Source organism: Monashia sp. HAY1-5C, assembly GCF_056755255.1.
The window spans coordinates 12679-32176 of the sequence record NZ_JBPGXG010000037.1 but is presented as its reverse complement, the minus strand read 5'-3'; the positions used below and the strand labels follow the sequence as shown (position 1 = coordinate 32176).

Genomic DNA, 19498 nt, shown 5'->3' with positions numbered 1-19498 from the left:
CTCAAAGAAAAAAACGACACCCCAGATGTAGCTCCGTCTCGTGGGCTCGGAGATGTGTATAAGAGACAGGGCCCGACGCGGCCGGTGCCCCGGTCCCCGAGGACCTGCCGGAGGCTCCGTCGCGGCCCTTTGCGGCGCTGCCGGCGGCCTATGCGGCACCGCCACCCTCGGACGCACCGCCACCCGCAGACGCACCCGGTGGCCCCGGTGAGGCGGGCGCGCCCCCACTCGTGGGGCCGCCTGCCGCGGGCCGCTCGCGAGCCCGCGTCGCGGTGGCAGCGGTGGCTGTGGCCGCCCTCGTCGCCGTCGTCGGCCTCGTCGCCTGGCGCGTCGCCAACCCCGTGGCACCGAGCGCGCAGCAGGTCACCCCGCCCGTCGCTGCGGGGTCGCCCTCGCCGACGTCGGGAGCGCCGCCCGGCGCGACCCGACCGGCTCCGGGCAGCTACCCCGCCCGGCTCGCCGCGTTCTACACCCAGCAGGTCGCGTGGAAGGGCTGCAGCGACAACCCGCGTCAGCTGTGCGGGACGATCGAGGTGCCGGTCGACTACGCCAAGCCGCAGGGTGACCGCTTCACGCTCGCGCTGCGCAAGGCCCCGGCGACCGACCCGAGCCGACGCGTCGGGTCCCTGCTCATCAACCCGGGCGGCCCCGGGGGCTCCGGCGTCGAGTACGCCCAGTACGCGTCGTTCGTCTTCTCCCCGAAGGTCCGGGCCGTCTACGACATCGTCGGGTTCGACCCGCGCGGCATCGGCCAGTCCGACGCCGTGTCGTGCCTAACCGACGCCGACATGGACCGGCTCTTCAGCACCGACCCCACGCCCGACACCCCGGCGGAGCAGAAGGCCATACGGACCACGGCCGACTCGGTGGCGCGCAGCTGCGTGGCCCGTGGTGGCGAGCACGCGCTGCACATGAGCAGCAACGAGGTGGCCCGTGACATGGACGTCATGCGCGTGGTCTTCGGCGACGCGAAGCTCAACTTCTTCGGCGGGTCCTACGGGACGTTCCTCGGTGCCATCTACGCCGACACGTTCCCGGACAAGGTCGGACGCATGGTGCTGGACTCGGCGGTGTCGCCCAACCAGACCGACGCCGAGGAGATGACCTACGACATCCAGGGCTTCGAGGCCTCGATCGACGCCTTCATCGACTGGTGCGTCGCCCGTCCCGACTGTGCCCTCGGCTCGGACAGGGCGGCGGCCCGCGGCCGGCTCGCCGACCTGCTCGACGCGGTGGAGCGGCGCGGCCTGGCCACGAGCAAGCCGGGCCTGACCCGCATCGGCGAGGGTTGGGTCGGCTTCTCCATCTTCATGTGCCTCTACAGCGACTCGTCGTGGCCGACGCTGAACCGGGGTCTGGCGCAGGCGTTCTCGGGGCGTGGCGACATCCTGCTCGCCAAGGGCATGTCGGTCGTCGAGCGCAGCGCCACGGGCAGGTACGCGACGAGCAGCTACCTGCAGGCGATGCTGCCGGTGCGTTGCGCCGACTGGCCCCGCTCCAAGGACACGCCCGCGTCGCTCGCCGAGCAGACCCGGCTGAAGAAGGCCCATCCGCTCTGGGCGAAGATGACCGGCGCGATCTACGACAGCTGCGCCGCCTGGCCCACACCGGGCCGAACGCCGAAGGGGACGACGCTCGCGGTCGGCGCCGCGCCCATCCTCGTCATCGGCAACGAGCGCGACCCCGCCACCCCGATCGGCGGCACGAAGCAGCTCGCCAAGGACCTCGACTCGGGCGTTCTTCTCACTTCCGACCACGACGGACACGGCACCTACTACGCTGGCAACTCGTGCGTGGACCGGGCCGTGGACGGCTATCTCGTGCAGGGGACGGTGCCCAGGGACGGCACGACCTGCTGAGCCGACTCGTCGCCCCCCTCACCGCGGCCGCGGTGCTGGGGGCGATGTTCTGGTCGGCCACCGGCCCCCAGCCGCCGAAGCCAGCCCCGAAGGCCCCGAGCCAGGCGCACCCGGCAACGTCAGCATCGTCGACGAGCCGCCCCGCCGGTGCCGACGGTCCGGGGCCGGCCGCCGGCTCGGACGTGTCCCTCGGCGTCGGGACGCATCCGACGAGCACCCCCATCTCCTTCTCCGGCCCGGTCGACCCCGACCCCGCCGAGCTGGCGGCGTTCTACGGCAAGGCGGTGTCCTGGCGGCCGTGCCCGGACGACGAGCAGTTCGACTGCGGCACCGTGCGCGTCCCGGTCGACTACCGCAAGCCCGCCGGGGCGACGACGACGATCGCCCTGCGCCGCCTGCCCGCGGGTGACCCCGCCCGGCGCATCGGCTCGCTGTTCATCAACCCGGGCGGGCCGGGAGGCTCGGGCATCGACTTCGTCCGCGCCGCGCCGGACGTCTTCGGTGGCGCCGTGCGCGAGCGCTATGACGTCGTCGGGTTCGACCCGCGGGGGATGGGGGAGTCCGATGCCGTGGACTGCCTGTCCGACGCCGACCTCGACGCCATGTACGGCTCCGACCCGACGCCCGACACGAAGGCCGAGCGCCGGGCGTGGCGGCGTGCGCCGGCCGAGCGGAACGCGCGATGCCTCGCCCGCGGTGGCGCCCTCGCCGCGAACATGGGCACCGAGGCGGTCGCGCGCGACCTCGACGTGCTGCGGTCGGCGGTCGGCGACGAGCGGCTCAACTACTACCGCGTCAGCTACGGCACGATGATCGGCGCGATGTACGCCGACTTCTTCACGAGCCGTGTCGGCTACATGGTCCTCGACTCGGCGGTGCTGCCCGACGCGCTGGCCGAGGAGGCCCCGACGCAGGATCAGGTCGACGACGCCGCCCGGTCCTGGGCGCACGACTTCGACCAGCTGGTCGACGACTTCGTCACGGACTGCGGCTCGAGCATCGCGTGCCCCCTGGGCGCCGACCGGGAAGCCGTCTCCGCCCGCCTGGTCCGGTTCCTCGACCGGCTCGACCGCGCGCCGCTGCCCACCGACATCGACTCGCTGCCGCACCTGACGGAGGGCTGGGCGGTGACGGCACTCGAGTTCGGGCTGCGCGACAAGGACTCCTGGCCCGAGCTCGTCGACGCGCTCGACAGCGCCCTCAACGACCACGACGGCACCGACCTCGCGTGGCTCGCCATGGACGAGGTCGAGCGTGACGAGGACGGCTCGTACCCCTCCGCGTCCATCAGCCGCTCACACCTGCTCGTCTGGTGCGCCGACTGGCCCGTGACGCCGTGGGACTCGGTGCTGCCGAGCCGCAGCGTCCTGGCGAACCACCCGCTGTGGGCGCGGGTCGAGCCGGCCACCCCGGCCCGGTGCGCGGGCTGGACCGGCCAGAAGCGGGAGACGATCCTCGTCGGGGCCGAGGTGGCGACGCCGGTGCTCGTCATCGGCAACGACGTCGACCGCACGACCCCCATCGAGGACACCGAGGCGCTCGCCGGTGAGATCGTGCGGTCGCGCTTCGTCCGCGTCGAGGCCGAGGGCCACGGCGCCTACGACTCGGGCAACGAGTGCGCCGCGCGCGTCGTGGACGAGTACCTCACCGAGGCCAAGGCGCCCGAGGACGACTACTACTGCACCGCGTCGTGACGACGCCCGCGCGAGAGAGGTGCCGGGTCGGCGGCCGATTTCTCCCGGACCCGGGCGATGCGTATACTCAAGCACCGTGCCGGGCCACCTCGTGTGGCGCGACGCGACCTGCCGCTTTAGCTCAGTCGGCCAGAGCGATTCACTCGTAATGAATAGGTCGTCGGTTCGATTCCGACAAGCGGCTCCAGCAACGCCCCCGGCTTCTGCCGGGGGCGTTTCTGCAGGTCAGAGGCTTGAAACGCCTCATTGAGCAGGGTGCTGCCAGCCCGGCGCGGGGTCCCCTCGGTGGCGGATTGCCTCCGGGAGACCAACTATGTCGCTTGGCGCACTCCCGCCGCCGCGCACCACCAGCCGGGCCAGGTCTCCGAGACGACGTGAAGTCTGACCCGGGCTGGCGGACTGGGGGAGGCCGCCAGCATTCGTGAGCGTCCGGATCCGCCGATGTGCGGACGTGCGTTTCGATCGTCAGCAGCCGGTCTTGAAGCCGCCGTTGCTGTACAAGATCTGACCCGTGATCCAGGACCCGGCATCGGACAGGAGAAAGCGGACCAGGTCACCGGTGTCCTGCGGTGTGCCGAGCCGGCCGGCCGGGGTCTGCTTCGTTCCACGGTCACGGATCTGTGGTGTCATCCAGCCGGTGTCGATGGGCCCGGGGTTGATTACGTTGGCTCGGATCCCGCGGGGGCCTAACTCGACCGCAGCGGCGATCACCAGGCGGTCGAGGGCGCCCTTGCTGGCGCCGTACGGGAGGTTGTGGGCCGTGTGGTCGCTGGTGAGCGCGACGATCCGCCCGGTCGCCTCGGTGGTCTGCCGGACGGGGAGCCGCTCCGCGAAGGCCTTGATGAGCAACCACGCAGCGCGGGCGTTCACGGCGAAGTGTCGTTCCCAGCTCTCGACGCTGGTGTCCAGGATGGAGCTGTTGACGCTCTCACAGTGGGACATCACCAAGCCCGCGAGGTCACCGCGTGCTGCCGCTGCCTGGACCAGCCGGCCCGGTTCCTCGATTGCTGCCAGGTCCCCGGGGTAGAGGTCGACGCGCCGCCCCAATGCCCGGCACTCGTCGGCGACCGCTTCGGGGTCGCCCTCCCGGCGTTCGAGGCCGACGTGCTCGTCGTAGGGCGCCCAGTAGCTGATCGCCAGATCCCATCCATCCTCGGCCAGGGCCAGCGCGATTCCGGCACCGATCGACCGCCGGCGCCCGACGCCGGTCAGCAAAACGGTCCCTCGTCCTTCCGACACAGCAGGCCCCCAATCTCTCGCCGGTGCTGCCACGGACAACCTCAGCCTCCGCAGCCCATCCCTGCAACCGAGTTTTCCGATGCGTCAGTGCGCTCTAATGCTGCTGGCCGGGAGGCCGAGGCGCACACGGCCTGTCGGGCCAGCGGTAGGTCGCCTTGCGTGCTGGGATGCACGCATGGTCCATTCGCAAGCGCCCAGGTTGGAGATGCTGTGGGAGGCACATGATCCCCACGGCGTCCTCGTGGAGCGGTTCGGCTTCACAGACCCCGCATCGGCCGACAGCTGGGTCGCCGCGACCTTGGAGGAGCAGTGGGGTGTTCGGATCGAGTCCTGCGAACGCATCGTGATGAGCGACCGCAACGCGTTGGCTTGGATCACCACCCCCGCCGGTCGGCTACTTGCCAAGTGGTCGGTCGCCCCAGAGCGGTTCACCCGCCTATCGCAGACCGCCCGACTCACGCAGTGGCTTGACGGGAAAGGGTTGCCGGTGTCAGCGCCGATTCCGTCGCTAGCCGGGCAACTTCAGGTGGAGGTTGACCAGGTTTCGATGTGCCTCCAGCGTGTCATCCCGGGCGATCTCCTTGACGTTGACGACGATGATCAGGTGCGAGCCGCTGGCGCAACACTCGCCCAGCTTCACCAAGCGCTCCATGGGTATCCGGACGCCGATCGGGTGGCCCCGCGCGAGCCGCGACCGCAACCATTGGCGGCTCGTGTCACCGAGTGGATGGACACCGCTGGCCAGCGTGTCCCGAAGGCGGCCCGGGACTCCTTGATGCGGCTCGTCGCCGACGCGCCAGATGACGCGCTGCCCACGCAACTCGTCCACGGCGACTTCCGTTCATCGAACGTGCTGTGCGCCGGGCCCAAGGTCACGGCGGTCATCGACTTCGAGTCCGCACGGGTCGACCACTGCATCAACGAGATCGCTCGCTCGGCAGTCATGCTCGGGACACGCTTCCGGGGCTGGGGACCTGTATCTGCTGAGGTCCACGCCACGTTCCTATCCGGCTACCAGTCCATCCGGCATCTGACGCCCGTTGAGGTGAGCTGGTGGGACGTCCTCCTGCTCTGGCACACGTTCGCCCAAGTGCCACCCGGCGACGACCCGACAGGCTGGCGCGCATCAGCACTCCGCCAACTAGCCAAGCTGCGCGGGAGCGCTCCCGACTCCGCAACTCCGCCCTGCCTCTCGGAGGACCGTGCGAGCCTCAGGTAGACCAGCGGGTGCCATGTCGACGACCGCGAGTTCAGCGGACGCGATGTCTTGACGGACAAGCTCAAGTGCATCGTCAACCTCCCGGACCCGAACTGCGGGATCGCTTTCCGATGTAGTGCCGACCAGAGCGGCGCCCACGGCCACCTCGACCGTCTCGACCACCGACCGCATGCTCATGTTGCTGATGATGCCCGACAAGACATCCGCCACATGCCGCTGAGCGCGCACCGGGCTGGGACGACGCAACGACTGCCGGACTACAGGCCGATCGCCGCAGCCGCAAACGCATACCGCTCTGCCTCGAGCAGCAGGTCGGCAGTGGGTGGACCGGAGCCGACACGCTCGTTCGTCGTGGCCATCCGGAACAGCAGGGCGCGCGCCACCGCTGGAACCGACACGCCCGCCTGGACCAGCAGGCCGGCGTTCGCGCCGTGCCAGCAGAGGGCGTCGGCAACGACAACGCCCTCGGCGTACGCGAGCGGGCGCCAGTACGGCGAGATGTCGATGACGGCCGGTGCCAGCGTGGGATGGAACAGGACATTGCCGGTCAGGTCCCCGTGAACGACCTGCGGGGAGCCCAGCGGCTCCAACGCCGCAGTGACCCGGCGGGCAGTTGCCGCGAGCTCCGGTCGGAACCGGAATGCTTGTTCGCCCCAGACGGCCCGGTCGGCGATCGCCCACCAGTCCTGGCGTGCATCAACACAGGCGGGGCGAGGCAGATGGGCGACCGCGCGGTGGAACTCCCGGCCGGCTTCGAGGATCCGGACCCACGTTGATGTCGCCGACAGGTCGGGGTGGCGGCCGTCGACCCACCGAGTGGCCGACCACCCCGCACAGGCCCAGGACCCGTGGAGCGTGCGCACCGGCGGCGCTATGCGCACCCTGTCTGGCATCACGTCGCCCAGGGCTTCGCCGAGCCACGCGTGCACTGGCCCGCCACCGGGCTTGAACACGAGGTCCCCGGCCACCCACGAGGTGCCCTGACCCCCGGACAAGGGCAGCGGCGAATCTTCGACACCGAAGGCGCGCAGGACGGTCAACGGGGGCGGCTCGGACGGCATGGTTGCACGGTAGGCACTGCTGGCGGCGGTGTCGAAGCACTTCTGCGAGGCCCGGCGCTGCTCTTCGACTGGGTGGCGCATCGAGCCTGCCAACGGCTTCGGTCCCCGCTGGCGACGCCAGATCGCTTCGAACTGAGACCACTGCCCTGGCGCGTTCTTCCACCTCCTTGAATCGACCTCAGCCCCAACTCCTTCACTCGGGGGACGGTCCGTGTCACAACTCGGCGGACCCTTGACCCGAGAAATTCAAACTGGATCACACGGCGCTTCCTGAGGTGCCAGACCAGCTCTAGAACGTCCGCTTCTGCCGCGGATGTCGCGGTCGCCTTGCCGAAGAGGTACCTCTACAACAGCGAGAGCCAGGGGTGGTTCGGGTGGGCCACGCTGAGAGCGGTTCGTAGCCACGCTCGGGCTTCTGGTTCGAGACGGCTCAGGCAAGCATCGAAGTCTGCTTGGTCCTTAGCCCTGAGCCCCGGGGCCTTGTGCAGCAGTTGAACCTCGGGGCGCAGATATGTGATGCCGTCTCGCTCCCACAGGATGTCGTCGAGTGGGCGGCTGATGCGAGCGTCGCGCTTGTAGGTCCAGGTGTCGTTGGTGGCGTGCATGAGGATGACCTCGAACTCCCACGGCTCTGCTCCACTCGGCCGCAGCCATAGGTTCTCGCAGGTTTCCGTCAGCCCGTCAGTCTCCTCGACCATCGGCCGCAGCGCTCCATCGTCTGCCTGCCAGACGTCGAGCCGCCCCCTGAGGTGCTCCCGCAAGGCCGGGACGTCGGCTCGCGGGATGCTCGCGTCCACGTCGCCGTGAGGACGTGGCACGCGGGTAAACGACTCGATGGCCCAACCGCCCGCAATCCACCAGCGACCGTCATATCCGTCGAGGACCTCGGCAACGTCGCGGGGCGTCCGTTCCCGCCAAGGTCCGTAGAGCCGCACAATCTCGTCGTGATCGAGCACTCGGTGACAGTAGACGACGATCGCGCGCTCATGACGCGCGGAGCACGTTCGGTCCGACGACGCCCCGTGTCGTGAGTGTCGTTGGGTCTCCACGCTCATGCCGCCGCGCCTGCCCGTCCGGTGGGAGACGCCGTGCCACACTCGCCTGTGCCTACGACTCCTGCCGAATCCGCTGAGCAGACAGCAATGTCGCCGCGGAGGCGGCTGTTCAAGATCTGGGTTGCCCTCGCGTCAGCGGTCCTGATCGCGGCAGTCCTGTTCGGATGGAACGTCTGGACGGACCGCCAACCTACGGTCTACTCCGCCGTCGACGCATACGGCTCCGCCGTGGAGTCCGGTGAGCGCTCTGCTCTCGAAGCAATCATCGCTGAGGGTCCTGGACGAGATTCGCTCCTCGAGCGTCACGTAGGAAAGCCGAGCACGGTCACCGGCGTCACGATGGACATGACCGTCTCAGCCGTGTGGTGGGAGGTCGAGGTGACGTACGAACTACCCGGTCAGGAACGAGCCAGCGAACGTCTGTTGGTGCACCCGCGAGGTGATTCACCCGACCGGCTTATCGACTACGCCGTCAGCCCAGCACCCTGATGAACCGGCCTGTGGTGCGGTTCCGTGCGCGACGCGCCCTCATGCCGCCGACCGCTAGACCGTGCCGATGTGCTCGCATCCGGGTCAGCACGCCCCGTTGTCCGCGAACGGTGGAAAGACAGGCAGCCGATCGTGGCGGCGGTACCGGCGAAGCGTTAGTAGACCTCGTCTGCCCAACCCACTCGCACCAGGATCTCTGTAGCGACGTCGGCAGCGGCGCGGTCATTGGTCACCGTGAAATCCTCAGCAGCGGTCGTGGTCGACAGACGCTTGTGCTCATTCAACCCGGCGAGGTGCTGCTTCAGCTGGTGTCCCGTGTCTCGCTGACGCAGGCGCGTGCGTAGCGTGTCCTCGTCTGCGGTCAACCTAACGAGTCGGACCTCGCAGTCCGCGAGGCTCGCGGCATACAGCTCGCGCACGGGCAAGCTGTCGATGACCGCAGCGACCACAACGAACCGGGCGCCGGCGACCTTGAAGTTGGCCCACAGCGCTGCCAGGTTCGCGCACTTGAGCTGGTCATAGAACCCACCACCCGCAGGATGGGTTCCCGGGGCCGGTCCGAACTGGGCAAGCATGTCTGTGTCGACGACGGCGGTGACGTGGCCCGCAGCACTGAGAACACGCCCCGCCGCGTTGGCCACCGTGGATTTCCCGACCCCGGCGATCCCGGTGAGAAGCAGAGCCCGATGCACAGATACTCCTGAATGTTCCGTACGAGAGATCGCGGGCCGCGCTCAGCTCGTCTCGAATGCCACGGAACCAGATGCTAGGGCCACGTGAACAACTGCCTTACCCGAGCACGCTCGTGCCGAGGACGGGCAAAGCTCGGTCCGCCGATGAGCGCGCTTCGCGGCTGGGTCTTCGACGGACTTCTGCCAGGAGGGCACGAGGTGGGAGTCACACGTGCAACTTGAGGGCCAGAAAGATCGGCGCGGAGCGCAGGGCGTCGTAGCGGTCAGGCTCGACCTCACGAAGCGCTGGGAGGGGCTGGGGCTCGACCATCCGGTCCAGGATGAAGCCCTCCTCGAGGAGCTCGTTCACCAGAACGCTCATCGGCATCAACTGGTACTCGAACGAATGATCGTCGCCCAGGGAGCGGGTGATCCAACTCTGGTCGAAGTACGAGCGGCCGAACCGGCCCCAGTCCGCCGTCGGGTGCGTGGTTGAGACGACGAGCCAGCCACCCGGCCGCAGGATCCGCCGGCACTCGCGGAGGAACCCGCGACGGTTGCTGAGGTGGTGCAGCACCAGCGCCGACAGCACCCCATCTTGGCTGTGGTCGGGCAGGAACGACAACGGCTCTTCGAGGTTGTGTTGCACGATCCGGGCTCGGGAGCCGACGGCCGTCCTCGCGCGCTCGACCAACGAGCCACTGCCCTCGACACCGATGACGTGCGCGCCCCGCCGTACCAGCTCGACGATGTAATCTCCGGCGCCGCAGCCGAGGTCAGCGACCCGCTGGCCCGCCACGTCACCAACCAGCTCGAGGACAGCCGGTCGATCGTGGAGCGAGTTCAGACCGGGCTTGGCTGCTCGGTCTGCGAAGACCTCTCCGGCACGACCGTGGTACGAATGATCAACTGTGCTCATCGAGCGATCCTAGGATCCCCGTCAACATCTTTGGTTGCAGCAAGATCCGGCGTTGGAGCTCGCGGTGGCAGTCACGCCGTGAGCACCATCCGACCTGCGCGAGCCCTCCGGCGCGATGTGCCTGTCGCAACGTCCGCGGCTGCGGCTACCGGTGCAGGAGGTAGCGGTCCCGGAGGGCACCATCAGGGGCTGGCTCCGCGGGCCCGGCCGGTTCCATGCCGCACCGTTGGTACAGGCGTCGGGCGGCCTCTCCGCCCGGGGTGGCGGCGGTGAAGGTGACCACGTCGATGTCGCCTTCCGGCCACCGCTCGATCGCGGCACGCACGAGTGCGGCGCCGAGCCCGCGGCCGCGTGCGACCTCGGCTACGGCCAGCCAGTGGATACGGTGCGGTTCGTCGTCGCGGCTCAGCAGCATCCCGCCGGTGATCGCGCCCGGCGGTCCGGTCACGAGCGCAGTTCCGCGCTGAATACCTCGTGTGATCGCCTGCTCGATGCCGGGCATCGGGCCGAAAAGCGGCTCGACCTCGCGAGCCAGTACTAGCCAGGCCGGGACGTCCTGCGCTGTGGCCCTGCGAACCGGGGGAAGCACGCGCGCGACACTAGCGCCCGAAGAGCAACGGCTCAGCATGACAGGCCTACCGGGGCCGCCGGTCGTGCCCGGACGCGCGGCTGACCGTGTCTCCTCACCAGGTTGCGGCTTGAGGCCCAAATGCGCGCCGGCTCCGATTCATGTCATTTCTGAGTGAGTTGGACGAGGGCGGCCACCCGGTGAGCTGCCTCGATGGGGTCAAGGCCATCGGTGTCGATCACATGATCGGCCGGGGTTGATTGAGCTTCCCCGTATCGAGCCCGGTAGAACTCGGTCGGCTCCGGCCGAGCCGTCGCGAAGCGTTGGCGCCACGTGTCGTCACGTGCGCGCAGTTGGACGGATATCGTCGTCGCCCCGGACGGGAGTAGGGCGGCGACGAGGTGATGCATTTCTGTGGACTGGAAAACCCAGGTGATCAGCAGGATGTCGACGTCCGCCTGAGCGGCGTGGCTGGCGACGGCACGCAGGTTCGCCTGCACCATCTTCTTCATTCGCTCGTCAACACGCCACGGCTGGTGAAGCCAGAGGTCGTCGACGTCGACCCACTGGACAAGATTTGGCCCGCTCTCCGCGAGAGTCAGTAGGTGTCTGGCCACGCTCGACTTGCCGACACCAGGAGCTCCACCAAGCATCACCGTCCGCATCGAGGGATGTTATCGGTCATCGATTCCTGGCGCGCCTCGCTTTTTCGCCGGCTCCTGAGCTTTCCAGGGCCCCGTTCGCACATCCAAATGTCCATGCATCGAGGCGTATGGACCGGTCGTCGATGGACGCCTGTGGACTTCGATTGCGGCGGGCGCGGAGCGTCGCGAATAGGGCGTCGGTTCGATTCCGACAAGCGGCTCAGCAGGACGAGGGCCCCGCACCGGCAGCGATACCGCTGCGGGGCCTTCGGCGTTCCCCACCCGGTGAGGTCCCGCAACCCGCGGACCCCTCGCAGCCCGCGCTTGTCCCCTCGCGCGTGGCGGGGTTACATGGTTGGTGCGCCTGTAAGGGGTCGCAGCGCCTGGGCTCCGGGCGATCGCGAGGAGGGCGCACCGCTCGGAGCCCTGTTCTCTGTCCACCCGACGTGCGCTCGGTCGAGCGATGCGGTGGGACCGCCCTTCTTACCCGTGTGCAAGCGCGTGCAGCCGCGTACAGTCGAGGAGATGGAAGCGGTGCAGCCACACGCCGCCACGACCTATCGGCTCCAAAGGACCACAGTGGGCGACAACGCCGTCGTACCGAGCCACATCTGGGGAGAGGCCGGACCAGATCCGGCCGGCCTCGCGGCCCAGCTCGCGGCGGAACGTCGGGAGTCCGAGAACCTGCGCCTGGCCCTCCGGAACAGCCGGACGATCGGCATGGCCATGGGCATCGTCATCGAGCGCGAGAAGTGCACTCCCGACTGCGCCTTCGCCATCCTGCGCCGGATCAGCCAGCACGAGAACCGCAAGCTCCACCTGGTCGCCGCGGAGGTCGTCGCCACCGGGGTGATCCCCGAGCACGGCTGAACCCGTCGGGAGCAGCGACACCGGTGTCCGCCGACCTGTGGAGTTGGCCGATTCCGAGGACACCGGCCTCGACGCCTGCCAGCGTGGGATGCGGTTCTATCGACCGGTCGAGTCCGCGGCGGTGGTGTGTTGAGCATCCAGCGCCCGCCGCCGGGCCTCGGCATCGACCGCCCTACGGACGCCGGAGGGCAAGGGGCCTGCGCGCATCGGCTGCAGGTCTCCCGAGCCGATGGGTCCCCGCTGCCCGGGCAGCGCGGCGGGGACTCGTCACTCCACGCGACGGCCACGCGGCATCGGCCGGGCAGATTGACGGGGCTCCCGCACGTGGGAGGCGGCGGGAGCCCCGAGCGCGCCTGGGAGGTGCGCAGGGCGGAGGGCCGTCGCCGGGCAGGGGTTCCCGGCGCGACCCTCCGTTGGCGCCCATGGTGTCAAACGGTGGTGTCGTCGCGTGGGGAAATCGGCAAACCCCGGGCCGTATGACCGATACCACCGGCCCGGACCGCGGACCTGGCCGGCCGGCGGTGCTCGTCTCGGACCGGGATGCCGAAGAAGTTGTCGATCTCGCGCAGAAAACGTGTCATGAACGGCGAGCCCGCTCGTCTCACAGGAGACGGCGGCGCGCCCCCGAACGCGCCGCCGTCGCCCGGGGCTTCGGACGGTCGTGGAGGGAACGTCCGAAGCCCCACCCCCGGTCGACGGGACCGGGGAGAGGGTGGCACGTCAGCCCGCCGAGGGGGCGGGCGACGGGCCGCTCCCCGAGGGGCGGGATGTCGTCGGGGACGCAGCAGCCGGTCAGGGCCTGGTGCGTCCCCGACGCCACACCATCGCGTGCGAGGCTGGACCCGTGCGCCCGTTCCGCTTCCACCACACGTGGCACGTGCCGGCCGACGCCGCGACGACGTTCGCGGCACTCGCCGACGTCGACGCCTACCCGCGCTGGTGGCCCCAGGTCCGAGCCGTGGCGCGCATCGACGCCGACAGCGGCCATGCCTACGTGCGCAGCCTCCTGCCCTACACGCTCGACCTCGTCCTGACCCGCGAGGTCGAGGACGCCGACGCCGGGCTGCTGCGCGTGCGCATCGACGGGGACCTCGAGGGGTGGAGCCAGTTCCGCCTCGAGCCGGGGACTCCTGTCGGCCCTGACCGCACGGCGGTGGCGCCGCGCCCCGTACCGCTCACCCGCGCCTCGTACTCGCAGGAGGCGACGGTCACCACGCGCGGGCTCGATCGGCTCGCGCCGGTGGCGGCCCCGGTGCTGCGGCTCAACCACGCCTTGATGATGCGTGCGGGCGAGCGCGGCCTCGCCGCCTGGGTCCGCGACGCCGCCGACGCTGCCGACCCCGGCACGGTGTCCCGGTGACCGATCCGACCCCCGACCTCGTCGCCGAGACGCTCGAGGTGGCCGGTCGCCTGCTCGGGGCCGCTCTCGCGGCCGACGGCGACATCTTCCCGGGCAGCCGCCGCACCCTCGTGGTCCGGGCCCGTGAGGCGTCCGGTCGTCGGGTCGTCGTCAAGCGCTACCTCACCGACCAGGTGGAGGCACCTTATGCCCGAGAGGCCGCCGCGCTCGCGGCGTTGACGACCGTGCCGGGGGCGCCGGCGCCGCGGCTGCTGGCCGAGTGTGGTGACCCGCGGGTCGTCGTGCTGTCTGACCTCGGCGACGCGCCGCACCTGGCCTCGCACCTGCTCGGGTCCGACGCCCACGCGGCCGCAGCCTCGCTCGCCGACTGGGCCGAGGGGCTCGCCTGTCTCCACGTCGCCGGCCGCGGCCTGAGGGACGCCTTCATCGACGGTGTGCGAGCACGGGCGGGTGACGCCGTGGTCGTCGACTACCTCCCCGCCCACCTCGCCGGGGCCGCCCGGGCGTGGCCGGGGCTCGCGCGGGCGCTGGGCGTCGAGGTGCCCGACGACGCGTGGGAGGTGCTGCGCGAGGTGCCGTCACGCTTTCGCGTCGACGCCGCCAGCCTGTCGGCGGCCGACATGTGCCCCGACAACAACCTCCTCGATGACGCCGGCGTGCGCCTGCTCGACTTCGAGTTCGCGATCTGGCGGCCCGTCGCGTGGGACGTCGCCTACCTGCACGTCCCGTGGCCGACGTGCTGGTGCGCGTGGTCCCTCGACGCGTCCGCCGCGGATGCCGCGCTCGACCGGTGGCGCGGCGTCGCGGCGACGGCCTGGCCCGGCGTCGCGACGCCTGCCTTCGACGTCGACCTCGCCCTCGCGCGGGAGGCGTGGGCGTGGCTCGCCGGGTCGTGGTGCGTCGCCGAGGTCGTCGAGGGCCGCCGCCGGACGCCCAACCCCGCCAAGCCGATGCCGCGGATGCCCGACCGGAGCCTGCGCCTGCTGCGAACCGCAGCCGAGGGGGTGGCGCTGCCCGAGCTCGCCGATGTCGCGCGTCGGCTCGCGGACGCCGTCGCCGACGCCCACGGGGCGGTCGCGGTGCCCCTTGCCCCGGCCTTCGCGGCGGGGGCCTCGTGAGCGGGCGGGCCGACGGCTGGACGACGCGTCGGGCCGGTCGCGGCGACATCGAGGCGGTCCTCGACCTGCGAGCCCTCATGTTCTCGGCCATGGGCGTGCCCGGTGTCGGTGACCCCGGGTGGCGTGCCGCGGCCCGCGAGTGGTTCGAGGCCGAGATCGAGGGGCCGCGCTGCTGCGTCGTCGTGGCCGTCGACGCGACCGGGCGGGTCGGGGCCGGCGCCATGGGCGGGCTGCGCCTCGAGGCCCCGTCGCCGGTCAACCCGAACGGTGTGTGGGGACTGGTCAACAACGTCGCGACGCACCCCGACGCGCGGCGCCGCGGACTCGCCCGCGCGTGCGTGGAAGGCGTGCTCGCGTGGCTCCGGGACGACACCGAGGCCTGCGTCGTCGAGCTCTTCGCGACAGGGGAGGGCGCCGGTCTCTACACCGAGCTGGGCTTCGCCCCGACGGCGTGGCCGGCGATGCGCCTGCGCATCGACCGGGGCTGACCTCGCCGGGTCAGGGCTCAGGCCGGCGTCAGGGCACGCGTCAGGGCACGCGTCAGGACTCGGTGGGCACCCCAGGCGAGCAGCACCGCGAGGCCGCCGGCGACGACGGTGACGGCGTAGGCCGGGGTGTGGCCGCCCCAGTCGGCGAGGCGGCCGGCCACGGCCGCACCGATGGCGTACCCGAGCCCCGTGGCCGCAGCCAGCGCGGTCATCGCGGCACCTGTGCGCGAGGCTGGTGCGACGCGCTCGGCGAGGGTGAAGGTCGTGATCATGTACGGCGCGACCGTGAACCCCAGGACGACGAGCACCGGCGCGAGCCCGGCGAGCGAGCCGACCGCGAGCAGTGGCACCGACAGCGCGAGGAGGCCGCCGGCGAACCAGCGCAGCCGTCGGGGCAGGCCGACGCGCGGTGGGAGCATCGCCACGGCCAGCCCGGCGACGACGCTGCCGACGCCGAGCAGCGCGTGGAGGTAGCCGGTGAGCCCGGGCGACCCGGCAGCCGTCGCCAGCACCGACGTGCCGGTCTGCACCGAGCCGAACACCGACCCGATGAGCAGCTGTGCGACACCGAGGACGACGAGGGCCGGAGTCAGCAGGCGGCCGCCCGCCGCGTCGGCGCGGGCGGTCGTGCGGTGGGTGACCACCGCGGTCTCGTGCAGGGCGAACCACGTGCCGAACACGGCCAGGGCGACCGCGGCGAAGGCCAGGGCGGCCGTCGGGCTCGCGACCGAGACACCGAGACCGACGATGGCCGGACCGAGGACGAACGACGCCTCGTCGGCGGCTCCCTCGTAGGAGAACGCGGCGTCGACCAGACGCGGCTGGTGCCCGCCGGCCGACGCCGTGATCGGCCGCCAGCGGACCCGTGCGAGCGGACCGACCTGCGGCAGAAGCAGGCCCGCGACCCCGCTGACGAAGGCGGCCACGCCCCAGGGCAGCCCGGTCTCGACGACGACGAGGACGGCACCCACCGCGGCCGCACCGGCGAGCGACTGTGTGGCGACGACCCGACGCTGCCCGAGGCGGTCGGCGCGGGCACCCCAGAACGGCGCACCGACGGCGTTGGCGACGGCGAGCGCTCCGGCGCAGAAGCCGCCCGCACCGTAGCTGCCGGTGGCCCCGGCGACGAGCAGGAGGGTGCCGAGCTGGGCCATGGCCAGCGGCAGCCGGGCGAGGAAGGCGACGACGATGTACGTGGCGCCGGTGAGGCCGAACAGGCGTCGGTACGACTCGATGGGGGACACAGGGCGACTCCGGTGGTGGGCGCGCGGGTAGCGCGCAGCGGGTGCGCGACCTACCCGCCCATCAGGCCGCGCGGAGTCCCTGAGCAGCCTCCAGTGTACGGGCGCGGGCGAGGGTGGCCGGACGCCGCCCGGGGCCCCCCGTTACTGGCCGGTCCTCGGACGGTGGTGAAGCGGCTTCTCGGATCGTGGGACGATTGGCCGGTGACTGAGTCGATCCAACGTGCCCGCGCCACCACCGCCTCCTACTCGATCACCATGCGAATCCACACCGGCACCGACCCGGCCGTCATCGGCACGCTGGCGGTCAAGGTGGCCGAGAGCGGCGGCATCACCACCGCCCTCGACATCGTCGACTCGCACCCGGACCGGCTCGTCATCGACCTCACGTGCTCCGCGAGCAACGCCGAGCACTCGACCGAGATCGTCGCCGCCGTCGAGACGCTCGAGGGTGTGCGGGTGCACAAGGTCTCCGACCGCGTCTTCCTGCTCCACCTCGGGGGCAAGATCTCCGTCGAGTCCAAGGTGAACCTGCGCAACCGCCAGGACCTCGCGATGGCCTACACCCCCGGCGTCGGCCGCGTCAGCCAGGCGCTCGCCGACCACCCCGAGGACGTGCCCAAGCTGACGATCAAGGGCAACTCGGTCGCCGTCGTCACCGACGGGTCAGCGGTGCTGGGCCTCGGCAACATCGGCCCGATGGCCGCGCTGCCGGTCATGGAGGGCAAGGCCGCGCTGTTCAAGCGCTTCGCCGACATCGACGCGTGGCCCATCTGCATCGACACGACCGACGTCGACGAGATCGTGCGCACCGTCGAGCTCATCGCACCCGGCTTCGGCGGCATCAACCTCGAGGACATCGCCGCGCCGCGCTGCTTCGAGATCGAGGCCAAGCTGCGCGAGCGGCTCGCGATCCCCGTCTTCCACGACGACCAGCACGGCACCGCCATCGTCGTGCTCGCGGCGCTCAAGAACGCGCTTCGCATCATCGACAAGAAGCTGCCCGACGCCCGCATCCTCGTCTCGGGTGGTGGCGCCGCCGGCTCGGCCATCGTCCAGCTGCTCCTCGCCGCCGGGGCCACCGACGTGACCGTGAGCGACCGGCCGGGCCTGCTCAACAAGGCCGACGAGTCGCTGACGCCGGCGTGGCGCGAGCTCGCCGAGAAGACCAACCCGCGCGGCCTCACCGGCACGCTCCGCGACGGCCTGCAGGGCGCCGACGTCTTCATCGGCGTGAGCGCGCCGCGCATCCTGCACCCCGAGTGGATCGACGAGATGGCCGACAAGCGCATCGTGTTCGCCCTCGCCAACCCCGACCCCGAGGTCGACATCCACGAGGCGACGCAGCGCGCCACGGTCGTGGCCTCCGGCCGCAGCGACTACCCGAACCAGATCAACAACGTCCTCGCCTTCCCCGGCGTCTTCCGGGGCCTGCTCGACGCGCGCGCCACCGACGTCACCACCGAGATGCTCATCAAGGCCGCAGACGCCATCGCCTCGGTCGTCACCGACGAGCAGCTCAACCCGAACTACATCATCCCGAGCGTCTTCCAGCCGGACATGAGCAAGACGGTCGCCAAGGCGATCGTCGACTGCGTCCCCAAGGCGCCGGCGGCGTCGATCCCGATGACGGGAGCCAGCTGACGGCATGAGCGGCACGCCCCCCTCCGGTCTCCGGTTCCCGCTCGACGGGCGTCGCGCCTGGGCGGTGTGGGCGGCTGCCATCGCGGTCTACGTCCTCGCCGTCTTCCACCGGACCTCGCTCGGTGTGGCCGGCCTCGAGGCCGCGCACCGGTTCGGCGTCAGCAGCTCGCAGCTGTCGACCTTCACGATCCTGCAGGTGCTCGTCTACGCGGCGATGCAGCTGCCGGTCGGGGCGCTGCTCGACCGGTTCGGCTCGAAGCGGCTCCTCGCCGTCGGGCTGACGATGCTCACGGGCGCCCAGCTCGGCTTCGCCTTCGTCCACTCCTTCCCGGCCGCGCTCGCGTGCCGGGTGCTGCTCGGCATGGGCGACGCCATGGTCTTCATCTCGGTGCTGCGCCTCGTCGCCGTGTGGTTCTCCTCGCGGCGCACGCCGATGGTCACCCAGCTGACGGGCCTGTTCGGCCAGCTGGGTGCGCTCGCCGCCGCCGGGCCGCTCGCGGCCGCCCTCGACCGCTTCGGGTGGACGCCCTCGTACACCGTCGCGGCGTCCATCGGCGTCCTGACCGGCATCGCCCTCGTCGTGCTCGTGCGCGACTCGCCGTACGCCGACCACCACCGCGAGGACCTGCGGATGCGCGCCCTGGCCAGGGCGCTGCGCGAGGCCTGGCTCGTCCCCGGCACCCGCCTCGGCCTGTGGTCGCACTTCACCGCGCAGTTCGCGGCGAACATGTTCACGATGCTGTGGGGCTTCCCGTTCCTCGTTGCCGGAGAAGGGCTCTCGCCCGGGACCGCCAGCACGCTGCTCATGGTCATGGTCGCCACGACCATGACCACCAGCCCACTCGTCGGCTCGCTGACCATGCGGTACCCGTTCTCGCGCAGCACCCTCGTCCTGTGGATCGTCGGCGGCGCCGTGGCCGCCTGGACCGCCGTCCTGCTCTGGCCCGGTCCCGCGCCGCTCTGGCTCCTCGTGCTCCTCGTCGTGGTCATCGCCGTCGGCGGGCCGGGTTCGATGATCGGTTTCGACCTCGCGCGCACCTTCAACCCGCCGACCCGCCTCGGCAGCGCGTCCGGCATCGTCAACACCGGCGGTTTCGTCGCCACCCTGACCGCAGTCGCACTCGTCGGCGTCGTCCTCGACCGCGTGGCACCGGCCGGCCCCTCGACCTGGGACCTCGACGCCTTCCGCGCCGCCATGGCGGTCCAGTACCCCGTGTGGGCGCTCGGTGTCGTCCAGGTGCTGCGCTACCGGCACCGGGCCCGCCGCGCGGCGCTCGAGTCCGACCCCGAGGCGTACGCCGCGATGCGCGCCGGTCGGTCGGTCACCTTCCACTGACCTGCCGCCGGAAGGAGGCTGTG

Annotated in this window: 17 protein-coding genes and 1 tRNA gene; 10 read left to right on the top strand and 8 right to left on the bottom strand. The window is 70.9% G+C overall.

The features are described 5' to 3' along the window. The first annotated feature begins 281 nt into the window (after window positions 1-281). From ACR9ZK_RS08085 to ACR9ZK_RS08075, 3 genes are all read left to right on the top strand, one after another. Window positions 282-1859: an alpha/beta hydrolase gene (locus ACR9ZK_RS08085; RefSeq protein WP_481341379.1), complete on the top strand. Its 1578-nt coding sequence runs from the start codon at window positions 282-284 to the stop codon at window positions 1857-1859. A 32-nt stretch (window positions 1860-1891) separates the two neighbouring features. Then, window positions 1892-3553 carry an alpha/beta hydrolase gene (locus ACR9ZK_RS08080; RefSeq protein WP_481341378.1) on the top strand — a complete coding sequence of 554 codons (1662 nt, stop codon included), beginning with the start codon at window positions 1892-1894 and terminating at the stop codon, window positions 3551-3553. A gap of 110 nt (window positions 3554-3663) precedes the next feature. After that, window positions 3664-3740, top strand: a tRNA-Thr gene (locus ACR9ZK_RS08075). 278 nt (window positions 3741-4018) lie between these two features. Here the strand turns inward: ACR9ZK_RS08075 and ACR9ZK_RS08070 are convergent. Next, the gene (locus ACR9ZK_RS08070) at window positions 4019-4768 is read right to left on the bottom strand and encodes an SDR family oxidoreductase (RefSeq protein ID WP_481341377.1); all 750 of its coding nucleotides are present in this window, start codon (window positions 4766-4768) and stop codon (window positions 4019-4021) included. Window positions 4769-4967: 199 nt separating this feature from the next. On the opposite strand from ACR9ZK_RS08070, the gene ACR9ZK_RS08065 reads away from it, so the two are divergent. Next, a complete protein-coding gene (locus tag ACR9ZK_RS08065) occupies window positions 4968-6011 on the top strand; it encodes a phosphotransferase enzyme family protein (RefSeq protein WP_481341376.1) in 1044 nt (347 codons plus the stop codon). 257 nt (window positions 6012-6268) lie between these two features. Here ACR9ZK_RS08065 and ACR9ZK_RS08060 read toward each other — a convergent pair whose 3' ends face one another. From ACR9ZK_RS08060 to ACR9ZK_RS08035, 6 genes are all read right to left on the bottom strand, one after another. Further along, a complete protein-coding gene (locus tag ACR9ZK_RS08060; RefSeq protein ID WP_481341375.1) occupies window positions 6269-7072 on the bottom strand; it encodes a TIGR02569 family protein in 804 nt (267 codons plus the stop codon). 344 nt (window positions 7073-7416) lie between these two features. Further along, the gene (locus ACR9ZK_RS08055) at window positions 7417-8028 is read right to left on the bottom strand and encodes a nucleotidyltransferase domain-containing protein (RefSeq protein WP_481341374.1); all 612 of its coding nucleotides are present in this window, start codon (window positions 8026-8028) and stop codon (window positions 7417-7419) included. A gap of 743 nt (window positions 8029-8771) precedes the next feature. After that, window positions 8772-9308: an AAA family ATPase gene (locus ACR9ZK_RS08050; RefSeq protein ID WP_481341373.1), complete on the bottom strand. Its 537-nt coding sequence runs from the start codon at window positions 9306-9308 to the stop codon at window positions 8772-8774. Window positions 9309-9513: 205 nt separating this feature from the next. Further along, window positions 9514-10206 carry a class I SAM-dependent methyltransferase gene (locus ACR9ZK_RS08045; RefSeq protein WP_481341372.1) on the bottom strand — a complete coding sequence of 231 codons (693 nt, stop codon included), beginning with the start codon at window positions 10204-10206 and terminating at the stop codon, window positions 9514-9516. 145 nt (window positions 10207-10351) lie between these two features. Next, window positions 10352-10795: a GNAT family N-acetyltransferase gene (locus ACR9ZK_RS08040; protein WP_481341371.1), complete on the bottom strand. Its 444-nt coding sequence runs from the start codon at window positions 10793-10795 to the stop codon at window positions 10352-10354. A 143-nt stretch (window positions 10796-10938) separates the two neighbouring features. After that, a complete protein-coding gene (locus ACR9ZK_RS08035; protein ID WP_481341370.1) occupies window positions 10939-11439 on the bottom strand; it encodes an AAA family ATPase in 501 nt (166 codons plus the stop codon). A 504-nt stretch (window positions 11440-11943) separates the two neighbouring features. Between ACR9ZK_RS08035 and ACR9ZK_RS08030 the strand changes: the two genes are divergently transcribed. The 4 genes from ACR9ZK_RS08030 to ACR9ZK_RS08015 all read left to right on the top strand — a co-directional run bounded on the left by ACR9ZK_RS08030 (window position 11944) and on the right by ACR9ZK_RS08015 (window position 15254). Continuing rightward, complete coding sequence (locus ACR9ZK_RS08030; RefSeq protein WP_481341369.1) at window positions 11944-12288, top strand: ANTAR domain-containing protein; 345 nt, start codon at window positions 11944-11946, stop codon at window positions 12286-12288. Window positions 12289-13132: 844 nt separating this feature from the next. Then, on the top strand, window positions 13133-13648 hold the full coding sequence (locus tag ACR9ZK_RS08025) for an SRPBCC family protein (protein WP_481341368.1): 516 nt from the start codon (window positions 13133-13135) through the stop codon (window positions 13646-13648). After that, window positions 13645-14766 (top strand): phosphotransferase, encoded by a 1122-nt coding sequence (locus ACR9ZK_RS08020; protein WP_481341367.1) that lies wholly within the window; start codon window positions 13645-13647, stop codon window positions 14764-14766. The genes ACR9ZK_RS08025 and ACR9ZK_RS08020 overlap by 4 nt, the downstream gene beginning before the upstream one ends. After that, a complete protein-coding gene (locus ACR9ZK_RS08015) occupies window positions 14763-15254 on the top strand; it encodes a GNAT family N-acetyltransferase (protein ID WP_481341366.1) in 492 nt (163 codons plus the stop codon). The genes ACR9ZK_RS08020 and ACR9ZK_RS08015 overlap by 4 nt, the downstream gene beginning before the upstream one ends. A gap of 17 nt (window positions 15255-15271) precedes the next feature. On the opposite strand, the gene ACR9ZK_RS08010 is transcribed toward ACR9ZK_RS08015, so the two are convergent. Continuing rightward, window positions 15272-16498, bottom strand: a complete 1227-nt coding sequence (locus ACR9ZK_RS08010) for an MFS transporter (protein WP_481341365.1) — start codon at window positions 16496-16498, stop codon at window positions 15272-15274. 201 nt (window positions 16499-16699) lie between these two features. Between ACR9ZK_RS08010 and ACR9ZK_RS08005 the strand changes: the two genes are divergently transcribed. Beyond that, window positions 16700-18139, top strand: a complete 1440-nt coding sequence (locus ACR9ZK_RS08005) for an NAD-dependent malic enzyme (protein WP_481341364.1) — start codon at window positions 16700-16702, stop codon at window positions 18137-18139. A 4-nt stretch (window positions 18140-18143) separates the two neighbouring features. Continuing rightward, window positions 18144-19475 carry an MFS transporter gene (locus ACR9ZK_RS08000; RefSeq protein ID WP_481341363.1) on the top strand — a complete coding sequence of 444 codons (1332 nt, stop codon included), beginning with the start codon at window positions 18144-18146 and terminating at the stop codon, window positions 19473-19475. The last annotated feature ends 23 nt before the right edge of the window (window positions 19476-19498 follow it).

Coding starts and splice junctions, on each gene's coding strand:
- ACR9ZK_RS08045 (WP_481341372.1), bottom strand. CDS start 10,206: ATGAGCACAGTTGATCATTCGTACCACGGTCGTGCCGGAGAGGTCTTC.
- ACR9ZK_RS08035 (WP_481341370.1), bottom strand. CDS start 11,439: ATGCGGACGGTGATGCTTGGTGGAGCTCCTGGTGTCGGCAAGTCGAGC.
- ACR9ZK_RS08060 (WP_481341375.1), bottom strand. CDS start 7,072: ATGCCGTCCGAGCCGCCCCCGTTGACCGTCCTGCGCGCCTTCGGTGTC.
- ACR9ZK_RS08065 (WP_481341376.1), top strand. CDS start 4,968: ATGGTCCATTCGCAAGCGCCCAGGTTGGAGATGCTGTGGGAGGCACAT.
- ACR9ZK_RS08030 (WP_481341369.1), top strand. CDS start 11,944: ATGGAAGCGGTGCAGCCACACGCCGCCACGACCTATCGGCTCCAAAGG.
- ACR9ZK_RS08000 (WP_481341363.1), top strand. CDS start 18,144: ATGAGCGGCACGCCCCCCTCCGGTCTCCGGTTCCCGCTCGACGGGCGT.